Source organism: Paenibacillus bouchesdurhonensis (genome assembly GCF_900155685.1).
Taxonomy (GTDB): domain Bacteria; phylum Bacillota; class Bacilli; order Paenibacillales; family Paenibacillaceae; genus Fontibacillus; species Fontibacillus bouchesdurhonensis.
The window spans coordinates 63670-86446 of sequence record NZ_LT732547.1 but is presented as its reverse complement, the minus strand read 5'-3'; the positions used below and the strand labels follow the sequence as shown (position 1 = coordinate 86446).

The 22777-nt window shown below is 49.7% G+C and carries 19 protein-coding genes, 10 tRNA genes, 2 rRNA genes and 1 other annotated feature; of the genes, 2 read left to right on the top strand and 29 right to left on the bottom strand.

The window, feature by feature from the left end; genetic code table 11:
- Positions 1 to 76 precede the first annotated feature (76 nt).
- The 6 genes from hisA to CZ379_RS00540 all read right to left on the bottom strand — a co-directional run bounded on the left by hisA (position 77) and on the right by CZ379_RS00540 (position 5425).
- Positions 77 to 811, bottom strand: coding sequence for a 1-(5-phosphoribosyl)-5-[(5-phosphoribosylamino)methylideneamino]imidazole-4-carboxamide isomerase (gene hisA, locus CZ379_RS00565; RefSeq protein WP_110929817.1), 735 nt, complete (start codon positions 809 to 811; stop codon positions 77 to 79).
- A gap of 93 nt (positions 812 to 904) precedes the next feature.
- Entirely contained in the window at positions 905 to 1525 is a 621-nt protein-coding gene (gene hisH / locus CZ379_RS00560; RefSeq protein WP_110929816.1) for an imidazole glycerol phosphate synthase subunit HisH, read from the bottom strand.
- A gap of 2 nt (positions 1526 to 1527) precedes the next feature.
- Positions 1528 to 2139, bottom strand: coding sequence for an imidazoleglycerol-phosphate dehydratase HisB (hisB, locus tag CZ379_RS00555; RefSeq protein WP_110929815.1), 612 nt, complete (start codon positions 2137 to 2139; stop codon positions 1528 to 1530).
- Complete coding sequence (gene hisD / locus CZ379_RS00550) at positions 2139 to 3437, bottom strand: histidinol dehydrogenase (RefSeq protein ID WP_110929814.1); 1299 nt, start codon at positions 3435 to 3437, stop codon at positions 2139 to 2141. Before hisD ends, hisB begins: the two co-directional genes overlap by 1 nt.
- Positions 3438 to 3548: 111 nt before the next feature.
- Positions 3549 to 4190 carry an ATP phosphoribosyltransferase gene (hisG, locus tag CZ379_RS00545; RefSeq protein ID WP_110929813.1) on the bottom strand — a complete coding sequence of 214 codons (642 nt, stop codon included), beginning with the start codon at positions 4188 to 4190 and terminating at the stop codon, positions 3549 to 3551.
- 32 nt (positions 4191 to 4222) lie between these two features.
- Positions 4223 to 5425 (bottom strand): ATP phosphoribosyltransferase regulatory subunit, encoded by a 1203-nt coding sequence (locus tag CZ379_RS00540; protein WP_110929812.1) that lies wholly within the window; start codon positions 5423 to 5425, stop codon positions 4223 to 4225.
- A gap of 307 nt (positions 5426 to 5732) precedes the next feature.
- Here CZ379_RS00540 and CZ379_RS00535 point away from each other — a divergent pair, with 307 nt between their 5' ends.
- Both CZ379_RS00535 and CZ379_RS00530 read left to right on the top strand, forming a co-directional pair.
- A complete protein-coding gene (locus CZ379_RS00535; RefSeq protein ID WP_234404758.1) occupies positions 5733 to 6269 on the top strand; it encodes a sigma-70 family RNA polymerase sigma factor in 537 nt (178 codons plus the stop codon).
- Entirely contained in the window at positions 6250 to 7668 is a 1419-nt protein-coding gene (locus tag CZ379_RS00530) for a DUF4179 domain-containing protein (protein WP_110929810.1), read from the top strand. The genes CZ379_RS00535 and CZ379_RS00530 overlap by 20 nt, the downstream gene beginning before the upstream one ends.
- A gap of 80 nt (positions 7669 to 7748) precedes the next feature.
- Here the strand turns inward: CZ379_RS00530 and CZ379_RS00525 are convergent, their stop codons facing one another.
- From CZ379_RS00525 to dnaX, 23 genes are all read right to left on the bottom strand, one after another.
- Positions 7749 to 8291 carry an acyltransferase gene (locus CZ379_RS00525; RefSeq protein WP_199925382.1) on the bottom strand — a complete coding sequence of 181 codons (543 nt, stop codon included), beginning with the start codon at positions 8289 to 8291 and terminating at the stop codon, positions 7749 to 7751.
- Positions 8288 to 8941, bottom strand: coding sequence for a pyrophosphatase PpaX (gene ppaX, locus CZ379_RS00520; RefSeq protein WP_110929808.1), 654 nt, complete (start codon positions 8939 to 8941; stop codon positions 8288 to 8290). The genes CZ379_RS00525 and ppaX overlap by 4 nt, the downstream gene beginning before the upstream one ends.
- A 6-nt stretch (positions 8942 to 8947) precedes the next feature.
- Positions 8948 to 9979 carry a prolipoprotein diacylglyceryl transferase gene (lgt, locus tag CZ379_RS00515; protein WP_110929807.1) on the bottom strand — a complete coding sequence of 344 codons (1032 nt, stop codon included), beginning with the start codon at positions 9977 to 9979 and terminating at the stop codon, positions 8948 to 8950.
- 11 nt (positions 9980 to 9990) lie between these two features.
- Entirely contained in the window at positions 9991 to 10932 is a 942-nt protein-coding gene (hprK, locus tag CZ379_RS00510; RefSeq protein WP_110929806.1) for an HPr(Ser) kinase/phosphatase, read from the bottom strand.
- Between the two features lie 201 nt (positions 10933 to 11133).
- On the bottom strand, positions 11134 to 12252 hold the full coding sequence (locus CZ379_RS00505; protein ID WP_110929805.1) for an ABC transporter ATP-binding protein: 1119 nt from the start codon (positions 12250 to 12252) through the stop codon (positions 11134 to 11136).
- A 123-nt stretch (positions 12253 to 12375) separates the two neighbouring features.
- Positions 12376 to 13488 carry a PucR family transcriptional regulator gene (locus tag CZ379_RS00500; protein ID WP_110929804.1) on the bottom strand — a complete coding sequence of 371 codons (1113 nt, stop codon included), beginning with the start codon at positions 13486 to 13488 and terminating at the stop codon, positions 12376 to 12378.
- Positions 13489 to 13635: 147 nt separating this feature from the next.
- Positions 13636 to 13708: transfer RNA gene (locus CZ379_RS00495), tRNA-Lys, on the bottom strand.
- A gap of 4 nt (positions 13709 to 13712) precedes the next feature.
- Positions 13713 to 13798, bottom strand: a tRNA-Tyr gene (locus CZ379_RS00490).
- Positions 13799 to 13841: 43 nt separating this feature from the next.
- A tRNA-Phe gene (locus CZ379_RS00485) sits at positions 13842 to 13914 on the bottom strand.
- A gap of 134 nt (positions 13915 to 14048) precedes the next feature.
- Positions 14049 to 14125: transfer RNA gene (locus CZ379_RS00480), tRNA-Asp, on the bottom strand.
- A 23-nt stretch (positions 14126 to 14148) separates the two neighbouring features.
- Positions 14149 to 14224: transfer RNA gene (locus tag CZ379_RS00475), tRNA-Thr, on the bottom strand.
- Between the two features lie 17 nt (positions 14225 to 14241).
- Positions 14242 to 14317: transfer RNA gene (locus CZ379_RS00470), tRNA-Val, on the bottom strand.
- Between the two features lie 8 nt (positions 14318 to 14325).
- Positions 14326 to 14402: transfer RNA gene (locus CZ379_RS00465), tRNA-Met, on the bottom strand.
- A 21-nt stretch (positions 14403 to 14423) separates the two neighbouring features.
- Positions 14424 to 14515, bottom strand: a tRNA-Ser gene (locus CZ379_RS00460).
- Between the two features lie 83 nt (positions 14516 to 14598).
- Positions 14599 to 16357 (bottom strand) — a sequence feature (23S ribosomal RNA rRNA prediction is too short).
- 447 nt (positions 16358 to 16804) lie between these two features.
- A tRNA-Ala gene (locus tag CZ379_RS00455) sits at positions 16805 to 16880 on the bottom strand.
- 42 nt (positions 16881 to 16922) lie between these two features.
- Positions 16923 to 16999: transfer RNA gene (locus CZ379_RS00450), tRNA-Ile, on the bottom strand.
- A gap of 46 nt (positions 17000 to 17045) precedes the next feature.
- Positions 17046 to 17162 (bottom strand): 5S ribosomal RNA (rrf, locus tag CZ379_RS00445).
- A 139-nt stretch (positions 17163 to 17301) separates the two neighbouring features.
- Positions 17302 to 18856: ribosomal RNA gene (locus tag CZ379_RS00440) — 16S ribosomal RNA — on the bottom strand.
- A gap of 295 nt (positions 18857 to 19151) precedes the next feature.
- Entirely contained in the window at positions 19152 to 19415 is a 264-nt protein-coding gene (locus CZ379_RS00435; protein ID WP_110929803.1) for a pro-sigmaK processing inhibitor BofA family protein, read from the bottom strand.
- Between the two features lie 34 nt (positions 19416 to 19449).
- Positions 19450 to 19743 (bottom strand): DUF2508 family protein, encoded by a 294-nt coding sequence (locus CZ379_RS00430; RefSeq protein WP_407668593.1) that lies wholly within the window; start codon positions 19741 to 19743, stop codon positions 19450 to 19452.
- A 180-nt stretch (positions 19744 to 19923) separates the two neighbouring features.
- Positions 19924 to 20523 carry a recombination mediator RecR gene (gene recR, locus CZ379_RS00425; RefSeq protein WP_110929801.1) on the bottom strand — a complete coding sequence of 200 codons (600 nt, stop codon included), beginning with the start codon at positions 20521 to 20523 and terminating at the stop codon, positions 19924 to 19926.
- Positions 20524 to 20550: 27 nt separating this feature from the next.
- Positions 20551 to 20862, bottom strand: coding sequence for a YbaB/EbfC family nucleoid-associated protein (locus CZ379_RS00420; RefSeq protein ID WP_110929800.1), 312 nt, complete (start codon positions 20860 to 20862; stop codon positions 20551 to 20553).
- Between the two features lie 67 nt (positions 20863 to 20929).
- Positions 20930 to 22690, bottom strand: a complete 1761-nt coding sequence (gene dnaX, locus CZ379_RS00415) for a DNA polymerase III subunit gamma/tau (protein ID WP_110929799.1) — start codon at positions 22688 to 22690, stop codon at positions 20930 to 20932.
- Positions 22691 to 22777: the final 87 nt, after the last annotated feature.

Below are 22777 nucleotides of genomic sequence, written 5' to 3'. Positions count from 1 at the left end.
ATTTATAAATTCATCTAGTTGGTTGCAAGCTCATTCGCTTCTGCCTTCTGCGAGCCGTTCTTCCCAATGAGACGAATTAGCTCTTAATGGCTTGAATCGCAGCGGTTAGATCGATGCTGCCAGTGTACAATGCCTTGCCAACAATCGCACCGCCCACGCCCTCCTGGGCATGAGCCGCAAGACGAACCAGGTCATCCTGAACCGTTACGCCGCCAGAGGCGATCACGGTACGTCCCGAGGACTTGGCTAAAGCAACAATGGCTTCCACATTAGGCCCTTGCATCATCCCATCGCGGGAAATATCTGTAAAAATGAAGGTTTCCGCTCCTTTAGCGGCTAGCTCCTTAGCCAGTACCTCCGCTTGAACCTCTGAGGTTTCCAGCCAGCCGCGCGTAGCCACGAAGCCGTTGCGGGCATCGATGCCAATGGCGACCTTATCGCCGTAAGTTCCTAGCACGGATTCCGTGAATTGACGATCCTCAATCGCTGCTGTGCCGAGGATGACCCGGCTTACGCCAAGCGACAGCAGGCGCTTCACATCATCCAGCGTACGCAGACCGCCGCCGACTTGAACGGGAACCTGCACGCTGCGGGCGATTTCCCCGATCAGTTCGTCGTTCACGGGTTGCCCTGCCTTCGCACCGTCCAGATCAACCAGATGGATGAACGTACCGCCCTGAGCTTCCCAAGACTTAGCTACCTCCACCGGATTGTCGTTATATACTGTTTCACGTCCATAATCGCCCTGAACCAGGCGGACACACTTGCCTCCCCGAATATCAATCGCCGGGTAGATGATAAATGAAGACATAGATTATGTTCCTCCGCTCTTTGCATTTATACATTTCCTCTTGCTCTAAATCCATCAATACATTTAACCTGTTAGCGCCGCCCGTTTGCCGATTTAAGCCTTTTGCTGGGCCAAGGCTAGAAAATTCCGTAAAAGCGCCATACCCAGCTCCCCGCTCTTCTCGGGGTGGAACTGCATGCCGTATACGTTGTCACGGCCTACAATTGCCGTTACCGGGTGACCGTAGTCGGTTACGGCGATCAAATCGCTCGCAGCTTGCGGCTCGACATGGTAGGAGTGGACGAAGTACACGTATCCTTCATCCAGCCCCGCAAGCAGCGAGCTCTCCGGCTGCAGGAACTCCAGCCGGTTCCAGCCCATGTGCGGCACCTTGTAGTTGCCGCCCGCAAAGCGCACCGCCCTGCCCGGCAATAAGCCGAGGCCCTCGTTGCGCCCATGCTCTTCGCTCTCGCCGAAGAGCAGCTGCATGCCGAGGCAAATGCCGAGCAGCGGTGAGCCGTTTGCGGCAGCCTGCCGCACAACGGCGTCCAGCCCGGTGCCGCGCAGATGCGCCATGGCGTCGCCGAAGGCGCCTACGCCAGGCAGCAGCACGCCGTCGGCACCGAGAATCGCCGCAGCGTCGCTTGTGACGAGCCCCTCGTAGCCGAGGCGCTCGACCGCTTTGCTGACGCTGTGCAGGTTGCCCATTCCGTAATCAACGATGGCAATGGCCAAAGTTAGAGCACTCCCTTCGTTGACGGAACGCCGCTCACACGCGGATCAATGCTTGTAGCTTCATCGATGGCACGTCCAAGTGCCTTGAACACGGCTTCGATCATGTGGTGCGTGTTCTGTCCGTAATGGACGATGACATGGAGCGTCACCCGTGCCTCAAGCGCCAGCTTCCACAAGAACTCGTGAACGAGCTCCACATCAAAGCTGCCTACCCGGCCGGACGGATACTCCGCGCGGTATTCGAAGTGCGGCCGGTTGCTGCAATCGATCACAACCTGGGCCAGCGCTTCATCCATCGGAACAAATACGCTTGCATAGCGTTTGATGCCCTTTTTGTCGCCCAGCGCTTCCCGCAGACACTGCCCGAGGCAAATCCCGATATCCTCCACCGTATGATGATCATCAATTTCAATATCGCCATGCGCATCAACCTTCAGATCGAACTGGCCATGCTTCGTAAACAGATCAAGCATATGATCCAGAAACGGCACATCGGTTTGCAGGTTGGCTTGCCCGCTGCCATCTATCGAGAAACTTAATTTAATATCCGTCTCATTCGTCTTGCGGCTAACGCTTGCGCTCCGCTCTCTTGTCTGTTCATGATTGGTTGTCATTATTCATTCCCTGCCTTTCCCTCTTTACGCATTCGAATTTCAATCGCCCGCGCATGGCCCTCCAGACCCTCGCGGCGTGCCAGCTCCATAATAGTCTCACCGTTCGTCAGCAAAGCTTCTTTACTATAGTAGATCAAGCTGGATTTCTTAATAAAATCATCCACATCCACCGGAGAGGAATAACGAGCGGTTCCATTCGTCGGAATAATATGATTCGGCCCGGCGAAATAATCCCCGACTGGCTCCGAACTATACGGCCCCAGGAAAATGGCACCCGCGTTTTCCACCAGCCCAAGATACCTCATCGGATCCTCCACCATCAGTTCGAAATGCTCCGGAGCCATCTGATTAATAACGTCAATGCCTTCCTCAATCGAATCTACTAGAAGAATGACGCCATATTTATCAATCGAGGCTGCGGCGATCTCTTTCCGGGGCAGCTCTGCCAGTTGACGCTGAACCTCTTCCTGACAAGCCTTGGCAAAGGCTTCCGAGGTTGTTACCAGTACGGCAGAGGCCATCTCGTCATGCTCGGCTTGCGATAACAAATCGGCCGCTACATAGGCCGGATTGGCACTGTCGTCAGCCAACACGGCAATTTCACTAGGGCCCGCAATGCTATCGATATCCACGGCGCCGTATACTTCGCGTTTCGCAAGTGCGACGTAAATATTGCCAGGCCCGCAAATTTTATCAACAGGTGCGATGCTCTCTGTACCGTAGGCAAGGGCAGCTATCGCCTGCGCTCCACCCACCCGGTAAATTTCATTCACGCCTGCTTCCGCAGCGGCAACCAGAATATACGGGTCGATACCAGCCTTGCCGCTGGTCGCCGGAGGAGTTACCATGACGATTTCTGGCACACCGGCTACTTGTGCGGGAATGACGTTCATCAGCACCGAAGAAGGATAAGAGGCCTTGCCGCCAGGCACGTAAACACCAACTCGCTTGAGCGGGCGAATGATCTGACCTAGAATGCTGCCGTCAGTTTGCAAATCCATCCAGGAGTTGCGCTTCTGCCTGGAATGATAAGCACGAATATTCTCGGCTGCCGCCGATATCGCAGACACAAAGGAGGGCTCTACTTGGTCATAGGCCGCCTGCAATTCCCCCTGCGTCACTCGCAGCCCTTCAGGTGTCAGCCTCATCCCGTCCAGTTGCTCTGTGTACTTCAGAAGAGCGGCCTCCCCTTCATTTTTTACAGCGCTAACGATGGCTTTGACGATTTCGTTCTGCTCCGGTGAACCGTAGTCCACCTCCCGCTTCAACTGAAATTGTCCCGCCGATACGATTCTCATCCCTGTTTGCCCCCTATCATTTGCTCTCATCGATTCCATATTGCGGTATTTCCTCCCGGTCTTACGCGTTTCCGCAACCTGTAAATCCTTCATCTAATATTTTATGCCGATCTAACTTTCGATCCCCGTACCTTGAATAACCCGGTTCAAAGCGTCGCATACCGCCTGAATTTCACCGTTCTTCATCCGATAGCTCACTCGGTTCGCGACTAAGCGGCTCGTAATTTCAAATATGCTCTCCATTTCTACAAGGCCATTTTCCTTTAGCGTTCGGCCAGTTTCGACCATATCAACGATGCGGTCAGCAAGGCCGATCAGCGGTGCCAGCTCAATAGAACCGTTTAGTTTAATAACCTCCACCTGCTGACCCTGTTCCCGAAAATATTTCGAGGCTACATTCGGATACTTGGTCGCTACCCGTTGGTGAATACCGGGCTTCCAGTCCGGCAGCGCAATAACCGACATCCGACAACGGGCAATGCCTAAATCCAGCAATTCATATACGTCCCGGTTCTCTTCCATCAGCACGTCTTTGCCAACGATGCCGATATCCGCCACCCCGTACTCCACATAAGTCGGCACGTCCACGGGCTTCGCCATAATAAACTCCATGCCGATCTCCGGCAAAGGAATAACCAGCCTGCGCGACTCATCCACATCGCTAGGAATAGATAGCCCCGCTTCACGAAATAATGCCGCTGCTTGTTTATATATGCGCCCTTTGGGCATAGCCACCTTAATAATTTCTCCCAAAGCTTAAGTCCTCCCTTCTTGCCATATGTAGGTTAGAAACTTACAAAGCTGCGTATCTCACCATAAGCTGGTCCTAATGGACCGCTGCGCACATTTTGTACTATCGTCTCGGACAATAAATCCTCCGGTTTGTCGGTATGCTTCATGAGTACGCTTCGTCCTTCACTCCGCAGACGAGCCGCTTCAGCAAAAGCCAATTTGCGATTCGCCGCATCATATTGCAGCAATATCGGCAGCTCCCGCTCGGCCTGAATGCCGCCCACCCCGTCCAGAATCCGATTTGTCTTGAGCGAGAAGCCTGTTGCCGGTGCCGGACGGCCAAATTGCTGTAGCAAATTGTCATAACGTCCGCCGCTGCACACCGGAAAACCAAGCTCAGCCGCATATCCTTCAAAGGTCATTCCCGTGTAATACGAGAAGTCCCCGATCATCGTTAAGTCGATCATGACATGCTGCGCGACCCCGTAATCCTCAAGCGCATCCCATACTTGAGCAAGATGCTCGATCGAGGACTGTGCCAGGGAATTACCGCTAAGCTCCAAGGCTTGATGGCATACTTCCTTCCCGCCGCGCAGCTTAAGCACGCCTTCCAGTTCACTTCTCTGTTCCTCGGTCAGAGACAGGCTCGCCAGCGTCTCGCGGTACCCGACGTAATCGCGGTGCATCAGCACTTCCTTCAATGTCTCCCTAGCTTCCTCCCGATCAGGAATGGCATCCTCAAGCAATCCGTTCAGAAAGCCGACGTGACCCAGAGCAATCTTGAAGGTCGTAACCCCCGCTGCCTGAAGTGAGGATACAGCCAAGGCCACGACTTCGGCATCGGCCTCTGCAGAATCATCGCCGACAAGCTCCACGCCTGTCTGGAAGAACTCTGCTTCCTTCCCCGCTTCCTCTTCAATGGCCCGAAATACGTTCGCATGGTACGACAACCTAAGCGGCAGAGGCTCATCCCTTAATAATGAGGAGACAACACGCGCGATTGGAGCAGGCATGTCTGAACGAAGCACCATTGTGGTTCCCCGATTATTGAGCAGCTTGAACAGCTTCTGATCCGATGTTGAGCTAGCCACGCCAACCGTGTCGTAATATTCCATTGTCGGTGTCATTATTTGACGATATCCCCAGCTGGTCATGCAGTCCAATACACTGCGCTCTATTGCCCGCAGCTTCTCTACCGCAAAAGGCAAATAATCGCGCACACCAGCCGGTTTTTCAAATCCTTTCGGTTTAGACAAGACTTTCACCTCTTCTGTCATATAAACTATATTCAAAGTATAAATTACTTTATCATATTAAAGTGCTACCATACTACCAAATTAAAGGGTATGGCATATTTTATCATACTTGCTTCCGAATCGTCAATGCACGAAGCTTTGGATGCATTTGGAAGACGGTATGTATCTATTACAACTTTAACATACCTTCGCCTATTTTTAAGAGAATCGGATAAAACCGTTTGTAGCCCTCCCACGTCTTAACATATAGATGCAAATTATCCCCCGAATTTATAGCATGGAGATATATACAGAAAGGAGCAAGAACGTGCAAGAAAAAGAATGGGCTGCCGCAGCATGTCTTGGGGATGAAGACGCCTTCTACAAGCTGGTATCTTCCCAAACAAGAAAACTGTTCGGCATTGCCCATAGCTATCTGGAAAATGAGGCCGATGCCTTGGATGCCGTCCAAGAGGCTATTTGCCGCGCCTGGGTCAAATGCCGACAGCTGCGTGATCCGGCAGCCTTCGTACCATGGCTTATCCGTATCCTAATTAACTGTTGTCACGATGAGCTAAAGTACCGTAAAAGAACTTTGCCTCAATATACCGAAGCATCACAGGAGAAAGTAGAAATGATCAGTGTTTACAGACTGGATCTCGAACAGGCGCTTGATCGCCTAAAGCCTAAATATCGTGATGTACTCATGCTCAAGTATTATCAGGATATGACGTTAACTGAAATCGCCCTTATTCTGGGTCGGCCTGAAGGCACCGTGAAAACCTGGCTGCATCAAGGATTAAAGCAAATACGAGGACATATAGGAAGGAGAGGCGAAGGATACGATGAGAAACCATCATTTTGATCCGGAATATAATCAGGTAGAAAAGCTACTGATAGATTATTATAAGTCCCACAGCACTGCTGCCACCCAGATCGATGAAGAGAAATTAGAAAGTGCGCTTCTCGCAGGAATTGCAGCAGGAAATTCCCGGCACAAGCATCTCGCTCATTCCTATCCTTGGAAGCTTGCAGGTGCAGTACTTGCTTGCTGTTTGATCCTTTTCGGCGGCTGGCAGGCATGGGAACTGGGAAAGAAAGATCATCCCGCATTTCATGCTTCTCGCATGGATATCCCGAGCTTCGTATACGACAGAATGACGCCAAAGCTTAAAGAGGCAGCACGCCATGGACTGTATCAGCCTATCAACGAGACGGTCACGCAGGGCGATTACCAGGTGACTGTACACGGAGTCCTTGCTGATCGTACAGAGATGGTTCTGTTCTATACATCGGTTAATTTGCCGGGGAATACGCCCATTTTTCCGCGTGAGCCTCAATTCATGGACGCCGGGGGGAAAAATATAGAGGCTATGATCGAATACCTTCCAACGGAAAACGATACCGGAACTGCGACCAATGTGCATCATGGTGAATTTACACTTTCTTTTTCTAAAAAGGATATACCGAATCAATTCAACTTCTCCGCAAAATGGGGACATCCGCAAGCGTCTGACAACGCCCATGAACTCATCAATTTCCCGATTCGGCTTGATTCCAGTAAATATGCTGGGTTGGAACAAAAAGTTGAGGTCAACCGCACGGAGACGATTGGGCCATATACGTTTACCGTTACAAGAGCGTTGTTGAACCCATTAACGACAAGAGTCTACGTTCATATTGAATCCGCCGAGGAGAATCTATACCAAGGTCTGATCGACCCGGTTTTATGGATAACTCAGGGGGGCGCACGAAAGTCCATTCCTATGCAAATGTCTACGACAAATGTAGATTCAGACCAACTTCTCATCCAATTTGACAGCCTGTATTATTCCGATTGGCAACAGCTTTCATTTGGTGCCTCTGGAATGGAAGAAGCGTTAGGGGAGGATTTAGAACTTGTACTTGATACGGAGAAACAGGAACTGATTTCTTCTCCGAACGATTCCATTCGGCTTGATCGCATAGTTCCAAGCGAAGAGTTTATTGATCTTTATTTTGAGCTTGATTTTGTTTCCGATCAAAGATCTCCCCAATTCAACCTGGACAATGAGTTTACTGACGGAGACGGGGGTGAACACTCTTTTATTATGGGCAGCTCTAGCTCCCGAAGAGGCCAGGACACCTTCCAAACAATTAACTATAAAATGAAGCCCGGCGCTTACGCCCAACCGTTAACCTTTAAACTGCTCTCCTATCCCGGAACCGACATTTACCAGACTTTTGAAGTTCCTCTTCTCTCCGAGAACAATTCAAAGAAGTAGGAACTGCGCTCCCGCTCCCCTCCACCTGTGTAACAAAACATCTTACCAATAACAATAAAGGATCGCCCTCGGGCGATCCTTTATCTTTCCGTTTCTTCTTGTGCCATTACAACAGCCTCCGAAGCTGCTGCTTCTCCTGGCGACTTACGCTCAATCACACGAAGCGGATTGCCGCCTACAAACGCTCCCGGTGCAACATCTTTATGTACGATCGATCCGGCAGCGACGACCGCCCCATCCCCAATCGTGACACCAGGCAATATCGTCGTGTTGGCACCAATCATAACTTCGTCCCCAATACGAACCTTGCCCAGCCGATATTCCTTAATTAAATATTCATGAGCCAGGATGGTCGTATTATAGCCAATCACAGAATTGCGCCCAATCGTAATCAGCTCTGGGAAAAATACGTCAACCATAACCATGAGGCCGAATGCGGTATGTTCACCCACCTTCATGCCCAGAATGCGGCGATAAATCCAGTTCTTTAGCGGCAGCACCGGACAATATCTAGCCAGTTGGATGAAAATAAAATTTTTAACACCCTTCCACGGACTTACCGTACGGTAAAGCTGCCACAGTGCATTTGGCCCTTCTACTGGATAACGCTGCACTCTCCTCACTTCTTCTGTAGCTCCCATCCTAATATTCCGTATAGATCGAGCATGTCCTCCAGAATATAATCCGGATTGTACTTCTTCAGCTCCTCCGCCCCTTTAAGCGACCAGGCTACGGCAGCCGAGAGAGCTCCGGCGGCTTGAGCCGACTTAATATCTGCAGGACTATCCCCCACCATTATCGTGCGCTTTGGATCAGCATTTAGCTGCTCTATAGCCTTCAGAACCGGCTCTGGATGCGGCTTGGGATGCGTCACATCCTGTACTGTAACAATTGCATCCATATATTTCAGCAACCCGAACAGCTCCAATACACGCATCGTTGACGGTCTAATCTTGGTCGTAACGATTCCCAGCTTAATTCCTTTATCTTTCAAAGCGGAGATCACTTCGTCTACATGGGGGAATCCCTTGACCATCGTATCGTGGTGTATTGTGTTATATGAGCGATAATCGGTAACCAGCTCCGCGACATCCTGCCAGCCCGAGAAGGCCTGAAACTGCTGTTCCAAGGTCATCCCCATGTAAGGGATAATCTGCTCCCGGGTACGCGGCTGCTTATGCTTGTCCAATACATGCTGAAATGATGCAATAATCAGCTCGTTCGTATCGACAATCGTTCCGTCTAGATCAAATAACACCGTATCTATCTTCAAATTAAGCTACTCCTTTTTCTGTTCCTCATCTTCCGTCTTGGAGATATCTGTATCATTCTCTTTGGCGTCCAGTACTTTCTTGTTCAGAGCGGTAGTACTGGATACATTCTCGATCTCCTGATTCTTCGTAGAAACGATCGGATCGCTGTACCGTGGCAAATCAGATACCGTTCTACGACGAACGATGATGAAGATGATAGCAATAACAATAATAACCAGAGCCAACAGTTGAGATATTCGAACATTCCCATAATTGGGATCTAAATATCCGTGCTCGAAACCTAGCCATAACATTGGAGACCATAGCCCGTCTACAAAAGAAGCCAGCCACTGCGGCCCTTTAAAGGCCAAGCTATCAATCCGCAGCGCCTCTATAAAGAAACGGCCGATGGAATACCAAATGAAATAGGAGAAGAATAGCTCTCCTGACCGCAGAAACTTCTGTCTTCTTAGAACGAAGAGCAGGAGCAGGCCGACCAGGTTCCACACCGATTCATACAAAAAGGTGGGATGACGGAATATTCCCTCAACGTTCATCTGATTGACAATAAAGGCTGGCAGATGTAAATAATCACTTAAAAAAGCTTCCGTTGTCGGCCCGCCATAGGCTTCCTGGTTCACAAAGTTCCCCCAGCGGCCGATCATTTGACCTACAATCAGGGAAGGCGCACAAATATCCGCGATCCGCCAGAAATTATAGCCGCGTCTACGCACCAGAATCACTGCACATATAATTGCGCCTATAAGCGCGCCGTATATGGCTATGCCACCTTCCCAGATCTTAAAGACATCCCAAAAATTATCCTTATATTGCTCCCACGTAAAAGCAACAAAGTAAATTCTAGCCCCAATAATAGCTGATGGAACCCCCAGCAGCAGCAAATCCATGAAAAACTCCTGCGGAATGCCGAAGCGCTTCCCCTCTCGAATAGCCAGAAGCAAGCCGACCAAAGCGCCGGTTCCAAGAATTAATCCATACCAGCGTACGGCGATACTTCCAATAGAAAAGGCTATTGGATCCAATAACAAAGTGCCCATCATTCACGCTCCTAATCCAAATCGTCGATATCTTCCGCAATGGTCTCAGTGAGTTTGGTCGTAAATTGCAATGCCGCATTATATCCCATTCGTTTAAGACGGAAGTTCATTGCCGCCACTTCAATAATAACAGCCAAGTTCCGACCAGGCCGCACCGGGATCGTTGCAAGCGGCACATCGGTATCGATAATCCGCGTAGTCTCCTCGTCCAGCCCCAGTCTGTCATACTGCTTCTCCTGCTGCCAAGCCTCAAGCCTCACGACGAGCGAAATCCGTTTATTGTTCCGAATGGCCCCTGCACCAAACAGAGTCATAACGTTAATGATACCGACGCCCCGAATCTCAAGCAAATGCCGAATTAACTCTGGTGCAGTCCCATGGAGTTGATTGTCGGAGGTCTGACGAATTTCTACAGCATCATCGGCAATCAGGCGGTGGCCTCGTTTAACCAATTCCAGAGCAGTCTCACTTTTACCAATGCCGCTAGTGCCCGTAATGAGCATACCTACCCCATACACATCGACAAGTACGCCATGAATCGTAGCCGTAGGGGCGAGCTTCTTCTCCAAGAAGCTGGTAATCCGGCTGGATAGAATCGTTGTTGCCATATTGCTGCGCAGGACGGGAATATTCTTGACCGAGCTGATTTCCGTCAGCTCCTGCGGCACTTCCCAGGATCTTGTCACGATGATGCAAGGCGTCTCATCACTGGAGCACAGGCGCTCCATACGATCACGCCGCTCCTCAGCTGGCAGCATTTCATAAAAAGCCAGCTCCGTCTTCCCTAGAATTTGTACACGCTCAGGCGGATGATACTCGAAATAACCGGCCATTTCTAAACCAGGGCGATATAAATCATCCACTGTAATCACTCGTTTTAACCCTTGCTCTCCAGATACAACCTCAAGCCCGAACTGGTTAACCAATTCTGATACTTTCACTTTTTTTGCCATGATGTTCTCCTTCTCCAAGCCGCTAGCCTCGGAAACTCAATTTTTACGGTTAGCGCCCTGCAAATATGTAAATACAATCCAGTCACATCTGCATTTATTTCATTGTATTCATCGTAAAGGAAAATACGACGTAAATCAATTACCAGCCCGGTTTACAATAAAAAAACCGCCCCGAAGGGCGGTTCTGATCATCAGTTATAATTAACCGAAGAATATGTTTTGCTCAGTTTCTTTATCGAAGATATGAATTTTGTTCATATCGATTGCAAGCTTCACATTGTCGCCTTCACGAGTATTGGAACGTCCGTCCACACGAGCGATCAGCGAGGATGTGCTGCTCAAGTACAAGAGCATTTCATGACCCAGGTTCTCTGTTACGTCTACACTTGCCGTGAAGATCGTATTCGGGGATCCTTCCAAGAAGATTGGCTCTTCATGAATATCTTCAGGACGTACGCCCATGATTACTTCCTTGCCGCCTACGTATCCTTTTTCCTTCAGAGTAACAGCTTTACCCTGAGGTACTTCAACTTTAAGCGTATCGGATTGGAAGTATACAGCGCCGTTTTGCTCTACAATTGTACCATTGATAAAGTTCATTGTAGGGGAACCGATAAATCCAGCAACGAAAATATTCGTTGGTTGGTTGTACAGCTCTTCCGGAGAAGCAGCTTGCTGAATGATACCGTCTTGCATAACAACGATACGGTCACCCATCGTCATAGCCTCTGTTTGGTCATGCGTTACATAGATACAAGTGGTTTCGAGACGTTTAACCAGCTTTGTGATTTCCGCACGCATTTGACCACGGAGTTTAGCATCCAAGTTGGAAAGCGGTTCGTCCATGAGGAAGACTTGTGGATCGCGGACAATCGCGCGTCCCAAGGCAACCCGTTGACGCTGACCACCGGAAAGTGCCTTCGGTTTACGATCAAGCAAGTGCTCGATATCAAGAATTCTTGCAGCTTCACGTACACGCTGGTCGATTTCTTCTTTTTTCACTTTACGAAGTTTCAGACCAAATGCCATGTTTTGATACACGTTCATATGCGGATACAAAGCGTAGGATTGGAAAACCATCGCAATGTCGCGATCTTTAGGAGCAACGTCGTTAACGACGCGGTCGCCAATGTACAATTTACCTTCAGTAATTTCTTCAAGACCAGCGATCATACGAAGAGTTGTAGATTTACCACAACCGGATGGTCCAACCAATACGAGGAATTCTTTATCTGCAATATCTAAGTTAACGTCGATAACGGTTGCTTTGTCAGCACCTGGGTATTTTTTATAAATGTGTTCTAAGCGTACGCCTGCCATGAGTTCTGCCTCCTAGAATAAATTTAGTATTAAAGATTCATCCAAATGTAATCGGATTCATTTCGTATCTTTATATTAACCCACCAGGGCAATAATGCGCTATCCACAAACTGCACAAAAAACCTATTCCCTATTTGTCACTTTATACAATAGCATCCCCAGCTTGACTATAACCGCATCATGGAAGCTTCGTACATCAAGGCCTGTCTCCTGTTTAAACTTATCGAGTCTATACAGCAGCGTGTTTCGGTGAATATATAACCGTTTAGCGGTTTCGCTCACATTACAATCCAATTGAAAAAAGGTATCCAGCGTCGTCAATGTCTCTTCATCGTTCAACATACCGATCGGATTCCCTGTATCCTCTACAAATCTTTGCCGCTGAGCATCAGGGATGCTGTAAATGAGGCGTTCGAGACGCAGCTCCCACGGCAAATGAATTTGCTCTGTCACATGAAAAATACGGCCAATAGCCAGCGTCTCACGAAGTAAGAAAGCCGTCGACACCAGTGCCTTCCCCGGATCAATCGGATCACCTACAGCCAGGTGAAAGCCTCCCCCAACCCATTCATTTGTAATCAATTCGTACATCCCCTGGCTTAGTGCGCTGAGCATGTCCCGTTCTGTATCCAAGCCCTCTTCACTCTCGTCACGAATTTCAGTCAGCAGCTTCTCACCGACAAGAACGTACCACTCCTCCTTTAAGGGCAGCAGCACGATGTCACCGCCAAAATAACTGCGCAGCAGCTTATTTAGCTTAACATGCGAAATATCCATGGCCGAGTGGTTCTCCCAACCAAGCAGGAATGGAAGCATCATCCCCTGTATCTTCGTTTTCCAAGCTAACGGTTCTGGTATGACCGTCTGGTAATTCCCCTGCTCAAGCTGTTCCTGAATCCATGCGCCCAGCTGCTGACTGCGGTACTCATCATCTTTTTTCCCACCAGCAAGCGGCAGCGACCGCTCTCCATCAAACGCAGCCATTAAAAGCTCGATCAGTTTCACTTCCGTCTCGGCCAAGCCAGACGTATTCGCTTCAAGCACTTGAACCTTATGATTATGAATTCCACACAACCAGAGAGAACGATCCTTCAGCACAGCGGATCGAGCTAATGTCGATTCTTCTGAGTTCGCAATTTCCGTCAAATCTTGCCACTCCTGCAGCTCCATATTTAACATATGGACGGGAGCCTTAATAATGAGTTCCAGTTGCTTCTTGAGTAAGTTGATTTCCATAAAAAATGCCTTTCTGGAGCACCCTGTTTTTTTATTGACTATAGTCAGTATTGTATCATGATCCTTAGAAAAAATTAAAATTTGCTTCGCGCGTACAATTTTTATAAAACAAAAAAGCCGCCAATTCAAGATTGACGACTTTTGAGATGAGCCATGAAGGACTCGAACCTTCGACACCCTGATTAAAAGTCAGGTGCTCTACCAACTGAGCTAATGGCTCTTACTGGTGGAGGCTGATGGATTCGAACCACCGAACTCGTACGAGAACAGATTTACAGTCTGCTGCGTTTGGCCACTTCGCTAAGCCTCCAAGGTTTCATGCTAGATCAGGGCGTTGCCTGAGAGCATAAAAGTGGCTCGGGACGGAATCGAACCGCCGACACGAGGATTTTCAGTCCTCTGCTCTACCGACTGAGCTACCGAGCCATATTAAATTTGGTCAAAAAAATAAAGCGGTTAAGTTTATAACTTTCCCACTTCTTGTGGAAACACTTTATATGGATACTTCAGACACTTCAACGAACCCTTATAGGTTCTCATCCCTTATTCGAGGAAGTTAATGGCGGAGCCGACGGGATTCGAACCCGCGGTCTCCTGCGTGACAGGCAGGCATGTTAGGCCTCTACACCACGGCTCCGCAATAAAAGCTCCAAGAAAAACTGGTGCCGGCGAGAGGACTTGAACCCCCAACCTACTGATTACAAGTCAGTTGCTCTACCAATTGAGCTACACCGGCAAAAAAATAGATAAGTATGGTGGAGGCTAACGGGATCGAACCGCTGACCCTCTGCTTGTAAGGCAGATGCTCTCCCAGCTGAGCTAAGCCTCCGAAAATTATGGTAGCGGCGGAGGGGATCGAACCCCCGACCTCACGGGTATGAACCGTACGCTCTAGCCAGCTGAGCTACGCCGCCAAACATATAAGGTTGTACAAATGGCGGAGAGGGAGGGATTCGAACCCTCGCACCGCTTACGCAGTCTAACCCCTTAGCAGAGGGTCCCCTTATAGCCACTTGGGTACCTCTCCAAGCCATAAATCCAAGGATGTTAATCCCTGAAAACTGGATACGAAACAACCATTTGCGTGTTAGCCCTACTTCATATAGGGAATTGGATAAGCCCTCGACCGATTAGTACCTGTCAGCTCCATACATTGCTGCACTTCCACCTCAGGCCTATCAACCTCGTCGTCTTCAAGGGGTCTTACTAAATTGGGAAATCTCATCTTGAGGAGGGCTTCACGCTTAGATGCTTTCAGCGTTTATCCCATCCGCACGTAGCTACCCAGCTATGCTCCTGGCGGAACAACTGGTGCACCAGCGGTGCGTCCATCCCGGTCCTCTCGTACTAAGGACAGCTCCTCTCAAATTTCCTACGCCCACGACAGATAGGGACCGAACTGTCTCACGACGTTCTGAACCCAGCTCGCGTACCGCTTTAATGGGCGAACAGCCCAACCCTTGGGACCTACTTCAGCCCCAGGATGCGATGAGCCGACATCGAGGTGCCAAACCTCCCCGTCGATGTGGACTCTTGGGGGAGATAAGCCTGTTATCCCCAGGGTAGCTTTTATCCGTTGAGCGATGGCCCTTCCATGCGGTACCACCGGATCACTAAGCCCGACTTTCGTCCCTGCTCGACTTGTCAGTCTCGCAGTCAAGCTCCCTTTTGCCTTTGCACTCTACGAATGATTTCCAACCATTCTGAGGGAACCTTGGGGCGCCTCCGTTACTCTTTAGGAGGCGACCGCCCCAGTCAAACTACCCGCCTGACACTGTCCCCGAACCGGGTCACGGTCCTAGGTTAGAACTTCGATACGATCAGGGTGGTATCCCAACGATGCCTCCACCGAAGCTGGCGCTCCGGATTCCTAGGCTCCCACCTATCCTGTACAAATCGCATCAAAGTTCAATATCAAGCTGTAGTAAAGCTCCATGGGGTCTTTCCGTCTTGTCGCGGGTAACCTGCATCTTCACAGGTATTAAAATTTCACCGGATCTCTCGTTGAGACAGCGCCCAAGTCGTTACGCCATTCGTGCGGGTCAGAATTTACCTGACAAGGAATTTCGCTACCTTAGGACCGTTATAGTTACGGCCGCCGTTTACTGGGGCTTCGGTTCACAGCTTCGGGATTACTCCCTAACCGCTCCCCTTAACCTTCCAGCACCGGGCAGGCGTCAGCCCGTATACTTCGCCTTACGGCTTCGCACAGACCTGTGTTTTTGCTAAACAGTCGCTTGGGCCTTTTCACTGCGGCCCCCTCGTGCTATTCACACTACCGGGGCACCCCTTCTCCCAAAGTTACGGGGTCATTTTGCCGAGTTCCTTAACGAGAGTTCTTCCGCGCGCCTTAGAATTCTCTTCTCGCCTACCTGTGTCGGTTTGCGGTACGGGCACCTTCTCCTGGCTAGAGGCTTTTCTTGGCAGTGTGAGATCATGACCTTCGGTACTGTAAATTTTCCCTCCCCATCACAGCCCAGCNATTACAGGGCTTTTACCTTCTACGGCCGGCCTTTCCAGACCTGTTCGTCTAACCTGTTCCTTTGTAACTCCGTGTGAGACGTCCCACAACCCCAGAGAGCAAGCTCTCTGGTTTAGGCTGTTCCGCGTTCGCTCGCCGCTACTGACGGAATCACTCTTGTTTTCTCTTCCTCAGGGTACTTAGATGTTTCAGTTCCCCTGGTATGCCTCTACGCATCCTATGTATTCAGATGCGAGTGACTGCGTATTACCACAGCCGGGTTTCCCCATTCGGACACCCCCGGATCAAAGCTTGCTTACAGCTCCCCGAGGCAGTTTCGTTGTTCGCCACGTCCTTCGTCGGCTCCTAGCGCCTAGGCATCCTCCGTGTGCTCTTAGTAGCTTAACCATAATGCTTCGGTTTTGCGCCTGGCGCTCTGTTGTTCGTCGATTTCTTGATCAAGTAAATTCATACAAGGTAGAAATCGCCTCACAAAGGATCTCCAGTCCCAAAACCTTCGCTAGCCACTTTTCACTTCACTTGTTTTGACACAAGTTCAGCTATGATGAATTTTAATTTGGCTTTGCAGCTCATTTAAATTCATCAGAAAAGGAATATTTCTAAAACGCAAATTTCGTTTCGTTATCCAGTTTTCAAGGATCAAATGCTCGATCATGCGCAGCCATCACTTCGTGAGGTTGTAATGATCAGCAATGATGAAATTTTGTAACGATCACGCAAGGTGACGTTCAACCTTTCAGCAAATTGTTCCACCACCATTTTACTGGCGGAAGACTATCTTATCAAGTCCACACTCACCAATCAAGCGGTAAGTTATGGAAGAGATAGCATTTATGGTGGAGCCAAGCGGGATCGAACCGCTGACCTCCTGCTTGCAAGGCAGGCGCTCTCCCAGCTGAGCTATGGCCCCATACGCCACTCCAAAGCACGTATAAGTGAATATGGAGTTGTATGGTGGGCCCTAGTGGACTCGAACCACCGACCTCACCCTTATCAGGGGTGCGCTCTAACCAGCTGAGCTAAGGGCCCGTAAAAGTAATGTTAAATTTAAAAGGCAACCCATAAAATGGGCTGCGCTTGGCGACGTCCTACTCTCCCAGGACCCTGCGGTCCAAGTACCATCGGCGCTGGAGGGCTTAACGGTCGTGTTCGAGATGGGTACGCGTGGAACCCCTCCGCCATTATCACCAAACGCATAAGAGGCTTAACCTCTCAAAACTGACCAACGAGTGAGCTAAAAGCTTTACGAAGCAAAGCTACTTCGAAAGCATATCCGGCAGCTTGCGCTGACCGTTTGTACCGCTTCGCTACGGAAGCGAGGTACTCCATAGAAAGGAGGTGATCCAGCCGCACCTTCCGATACGGCTACCTTGTTACGACTTCACCCCAATCATCTACCCCACCTTCGGCGGCTGGCTCCTTGCGGTTACCTCACCGACTTCGGGTGTTGTAAACTCTCGTGGTGTGACGGGCGGTGTGTACAAGACCCGGGAACGTATTCACCGCGGCATGCTGATCCGCGATTACTAGCAATTCCGACTTCATGCAGGCGAGTTGCAGCCTGCAATCCGAACTGAGACCAGCTTTGATTGGATTCGCTCCACCTCGCGGCTTCGCTTCCCGTTGTACTGGCCATTGTAGTACGTGTGTAGCCCAGGGCATAAGGGGCATGATGATTTGACGTCATCCCCACCTTCCTCCGGTTTGTCACCGGCAGTCACCTTAGAGTGCCCATCCGAAATGCTGGCAACTAAGATCAAGGGTTGCGCTCGTTGCGGGACTTAACCCAACATCTCACGACACGAGCTGACGACAACCATGCACCACCTGTCTCCTCTGTCCCGAAGGAAAGGTACATCTCTGTACCGGTCAGAGGGATGTCAAGACCTGGTAAGGTTCTTCGCGTTGCTTCGAATTAAACCACATACTCCACTGCTTGTGCGGGTCCCCGTCAATTCCTTTGAGTTTCAGTCTTGCGACCGTACTCCCCAGGCGGAATGCTTAATGTGTTTACTTCGGCACCAAGGGTATCGAAACCCCTAACACCTAGCATTCATCGTTTACGGCGTGGACTACCAGGGTATCTAATCCTGTTTGCTACCCACGCTTTCGCGCCTCAGCGTCAGTTACAGCCCAGAGAGTCGCCTTCGCCACTGGTGTTCCTCCACATCTCTACGCATTTCACCGCTACACGTGGAATTCCACTCTCCTCTTCTGCACTCAAGCCACCCAGTTTCCAGTGCGACCCGGAGTTGAGCCCCGGGATTAAACACCAGACTTAAATGACCGCCTGCGCGCGCTTTACGCCCAATAATTCCGGACAACGCTTGCCCCCTACGTATTACCGCGGCTGCTGGCACGTAGTTAGCCGGGGCTTTCTTCTCAGGTACCGTCACTCTTAGAGCAGTTACTCTCCAAGACGTTCTTCCCTGGCAACAGAGCTTTACGATCCGAAAACCTTCATCACTCACGCGGCGTTGCTCCGTCAGACTTGCGTCCATTGCGGAAGATTCCCTACTGCTGCCTCCCGTAGGAGTCTGGGCCGTGTCTCAGTCCCAGTGTGGCCGTTCACCCTCTCAGGTCGGCTACGCATCGTCGCCTTGGTGAGCCATTACCTCACCAACTAGCTAATGCGCCGTAGGCCCATCCCTTAGTGACAGATTGCTCCGTCTTTCATTGCTTCTTCATGCGAAAAAGCAAATTATCCGGTATTAGCTAACGTTTCCGCTAGTTATCCCAGGCTGAGGGGCAGGTTGCCTACGTATTACTCACCCGTCCGCCGCTAAGTTATTTCGGAAGCAAGCTTCCAAAATAACTTCGCTCGACTTGCATGTATTAGGCACGCCGCCAGCGTTCGTCCTGAGCCAGGATCAAACTCTCCATTAAAGTGTTTGACTTGCTCATTTTGAATCTGACGAGATCAGATTTGCATCTGACTCTATTTTTAGATTTCACTTCCGTGAAACCCGCTCACTCGTTGTTCAGTTTTCAAAGATCAAACCTTGTTTTCATCGCCAAACTGTTTCAGCAGCGACCTTTATAATATATCATGCTCGCCCTTCCGAAGTCAATACTTTTTTTAAAATAAAAATTACTGACTAGCCTTGCTGTTCTAGGGCTTTCGAAGAAGCGATTTATAATGTAACACAGAACTTAAATTAACGTCAACTATGAAATGCATTCAAAACATGGCTAATTTAAGCCCGAGCAGTAAACCTACACCAGGCAAGCCGAGAATAAGCACTGTACTTATCGTAACCGGGTTCATCGGAATATACGCTTCGGTCAGTAAACCAGAGAAATTAACGACATAAATCCCAAGCGCAGCCAATACGATATGAACTCCCAAACGAGTGAGCCATGCGAAGCCCATCCTTCGCGAAAAAATAATATAGCCTAGCAGCAGCAACGATCCAATAAGCACTAAGGATAGTATCAGTTTCATTCTTTATCACCTCTCTACATTAGTACACCTCGGACTACTTTCTCAGGTACGAATCGAAATATGAGCCAAATTGAAAAGGCTGCCACGTAACATTCGCCTGCTTGGCCGCCTTTAATTGTACCTGATAACGTCTTTCCGCAGCCTCCAGGGTATATATCGCAATGTCCACCTCATCAGCGCCAACCGCCTCCTGCAGCGCACAATAGGCTCGTTCCCACTCTCGCTGTGCTTTGTTCACTTCATTGTACAGATGCACTTTATACTCCAACTCCTCGTCGAGTTGCTTGATCTTCTTCGCTCTCAACAGCCATTGCTTCCAAATCACGATAATATCCGCCCCCTCGATCCGGTATATTTCATGTGTATCGAGAAAGGGACAAACTTAGAACTTTCCTATTTTCTTATTTTCATCCGGAATCCTGATTGCGATCTATTAATCCTTGTTAAGGTGAAAAAACAAAAAAGAAGCCTGGTTATAAACCAGCGCTTCTTCTTGATTATAATTTCCTTATCTTAGTTCACGCCTGCCCTCGAGCGCCTTCGATAAGGTTACTTCATCCGCGTACTCCAAATCACCGCCAACCGGCAATCCATGGGCAATGCGAGTAACACGAATATCGAACGGCTTCACAAGACGGGAAATATACATCGCTGTCGCTTCTCCCTCAATGTTAGGGTTGGTCGCCAAGATCAGCTCTTTAACCCGTTCATCGCTGAGACGGGTCAGAAGCTCCTTAAGCCGTATGTCATCCGGGCCAAGTCCTTCCATGGGTGAAATAGCGCCTTGCAGCACATGATAATAACCATCGAACTCTTTCGTTCGTTCCATAGCCACCAAATCCTTGGAGTCCTGGACAACACAAATGACGGAAGAATCCCGAGTCTTGTCCTGACAAATCCGGCAGGGATCAGTGTCCGTGATGTTACAGCATACCGAGCAGTAGTGAAGGTTCCGCTTAACGCTTACTAAAGCTTTGGCGAAATCGATAACATCGTCTTCCTTCATATTCAGCACATGAAAAGCCAGTCTCGCGGCGGTCTTCGGCCCGATTCCCGGCAGGTGAGTAAAGGCGTCGATCAGTTTAGCGATCGGTTCCGGATAATACAATGAAAGTGTTCTCCTTCGGTTGTGTAATTAGAATAGGCCCGGAATCTTCATTCCGCCCGTGAATTTCCCCATATCGTTGTTAGCCAGCTCATCCGCTTTGCCCAGCGCATCGTTAACAGCCGTCAACACGAGATCCTGCAGCATCTCTACATCTTCCGGATCAACGGCCTCTGGCTTAATATTGATGGACAATACTTTCTTATGTCCATTGACTTCCACAGTAACTACGCCACCGCCCGCGCTTCCCTCGACCGATTTGCCGCCGAGCTCCTCCTGGGCTTTCAACATTTGCTCCTGCATTTTTTTAACTTGCTTCATCATTTGGTTCATATTATTCATATTACTTACATCTCCTTTACCTTGGTCATTTATATATTATAGTAATTTGCAAAAAAAGTTAGCCGAGTTACTCCTTCACAACAACAAGATCATCGCCAAACATTTGCAGCGCTTCGTCCACCCATGGCTCCTTACTGCCGCCTCTTCCATCTTCTGAAGCCTGCTCTAATTGAAAGGGCTCCTCCTCGGACGGATCAACTGCAGCGCCTTCAATACTATCGCTCCAATCCTTGAGCATCATCGTGACCAAACGGTATGACGAGCCCAATACCCGCTCCATAACCATCTCAATGAGCTGTTTATTCGCAGGCTTCTCCGTGGTTTCACGATGGATATCGTTCTTGAATGCGACCAGAACGGCATCCTCAAGGACAGAGACGGGCTCGCCGTTGACGAACCAGGCATGGATGGTAATCTTCTCGTCCTTAACACCTTGAAGCACCTGGTTCCATTTGCCCTGCACCGCCATAAATTCGGGGCTGCTTCGCTGCGCGACGTATCGATCTATTCCCGCAGGTATCTTGGCTTTCGAGGCTATGCGCGGTGCAGCCGTTCTCGTGCTCGAACGGCTTCCCTTCTGAGCGGCATCTTGCCCCCCACCCGCTAAACCTCCTTGAAGCGCACGTTCAAGCTTCTTCTCCAAGTCAGCCAATTGACGACGCAACTGCTGAACCTCCGATTGACCCGCAGAGGAATCCGCCACGGCCGAGGATACAGCCTGCGATTGAGTCGATTCTTCGCTCTGGGGAATGCTGCACAGCTTTAATAGCGCTACCTCAAACAATGTCTGCGGCTGCAGAGCATATTTCATTTCAATCTGATAATGGTTCAGCGTATCGATAATCCGGAACAACTGCGAACGTGTGAATACTTCCGCCATTTCCTTGAATTCCTGGGAATCAAGCACGCGTTCCGTCATCTTCTCTGCATTAGGCACCATTTTAATCATTAATAAGTCGCGGAAATAATACAGCAGGTTCTCCATGCATTTATCAGCACTCTTGCCCTCCTGCATAAGTCCTTCAATCAGTTGCAGCATACCGCCGACGTCGCCTTCGGCAAGCGTCTTCGCGATTTCCGCGAACTGCTTCGAAGGAATTCCGCCAGTCATATCAAGCGCCTGCTTGTAGGATACATGTCCATCCGAGAAGGATGCGATTTGATCCAGTATGCTGAGCGCATCCCGCATGCCGCCGTCCGACAATCGAGCTATATACTGAATGGCTTCATCCTCGGCGGCTATGCCCTCCTGCTCACAAATAAGCTTTAGCCGCTCGCTCTGCTCCTCCAAAGATACCCGCCGGAAGTCAAAGCGCTGACAGCGGGATATCACCGTGGCTGGAAGCCGGTGCGGCTCTGTCGTCGCAAGGATAAACATAACGTGCGGCGGCGGTTCTTCCAGCGTCTTAAGCAAGGCATTAAACGCTTCCGTCGTCAGCATATGAACTTCATCGATAATATAAACCTTCTGCCGCACTTCGGTAGGGGCATATTTCACTTTTTCGCGCAAATCACGAATTTCTTCGACTCCCCTGTTGGAAGCGGCGTCAATCTCAAGCACATCCATAACAGCTCCAGCCGTAATCCGGCGGCATGAGTCACATTCATTGCACGGTTCTGGAGCAGGCCCCTTCTCACAGTTCACCGCTTTGGCCAAAATTTTGGCTGCGCTCGTCTTCCCTGTTCCACGAGGTCCACTAAATAAATAAGCATGCGAAAGCCGCTGCTCCCGAATCGCATTCTGCAACGTACGAATAATGTGCTGTTGTCCTACCATGTCCTGAAACGACTGCGGCCGCCAAGCACGGTACAGCGCAATATGCTCCATATGCGGCACCTTCTTTCTTCATGAAACGATAATCGTCACTTTCCCATTATACTATACTCGAAGGACGAGAAAAACTTCTAACTTACA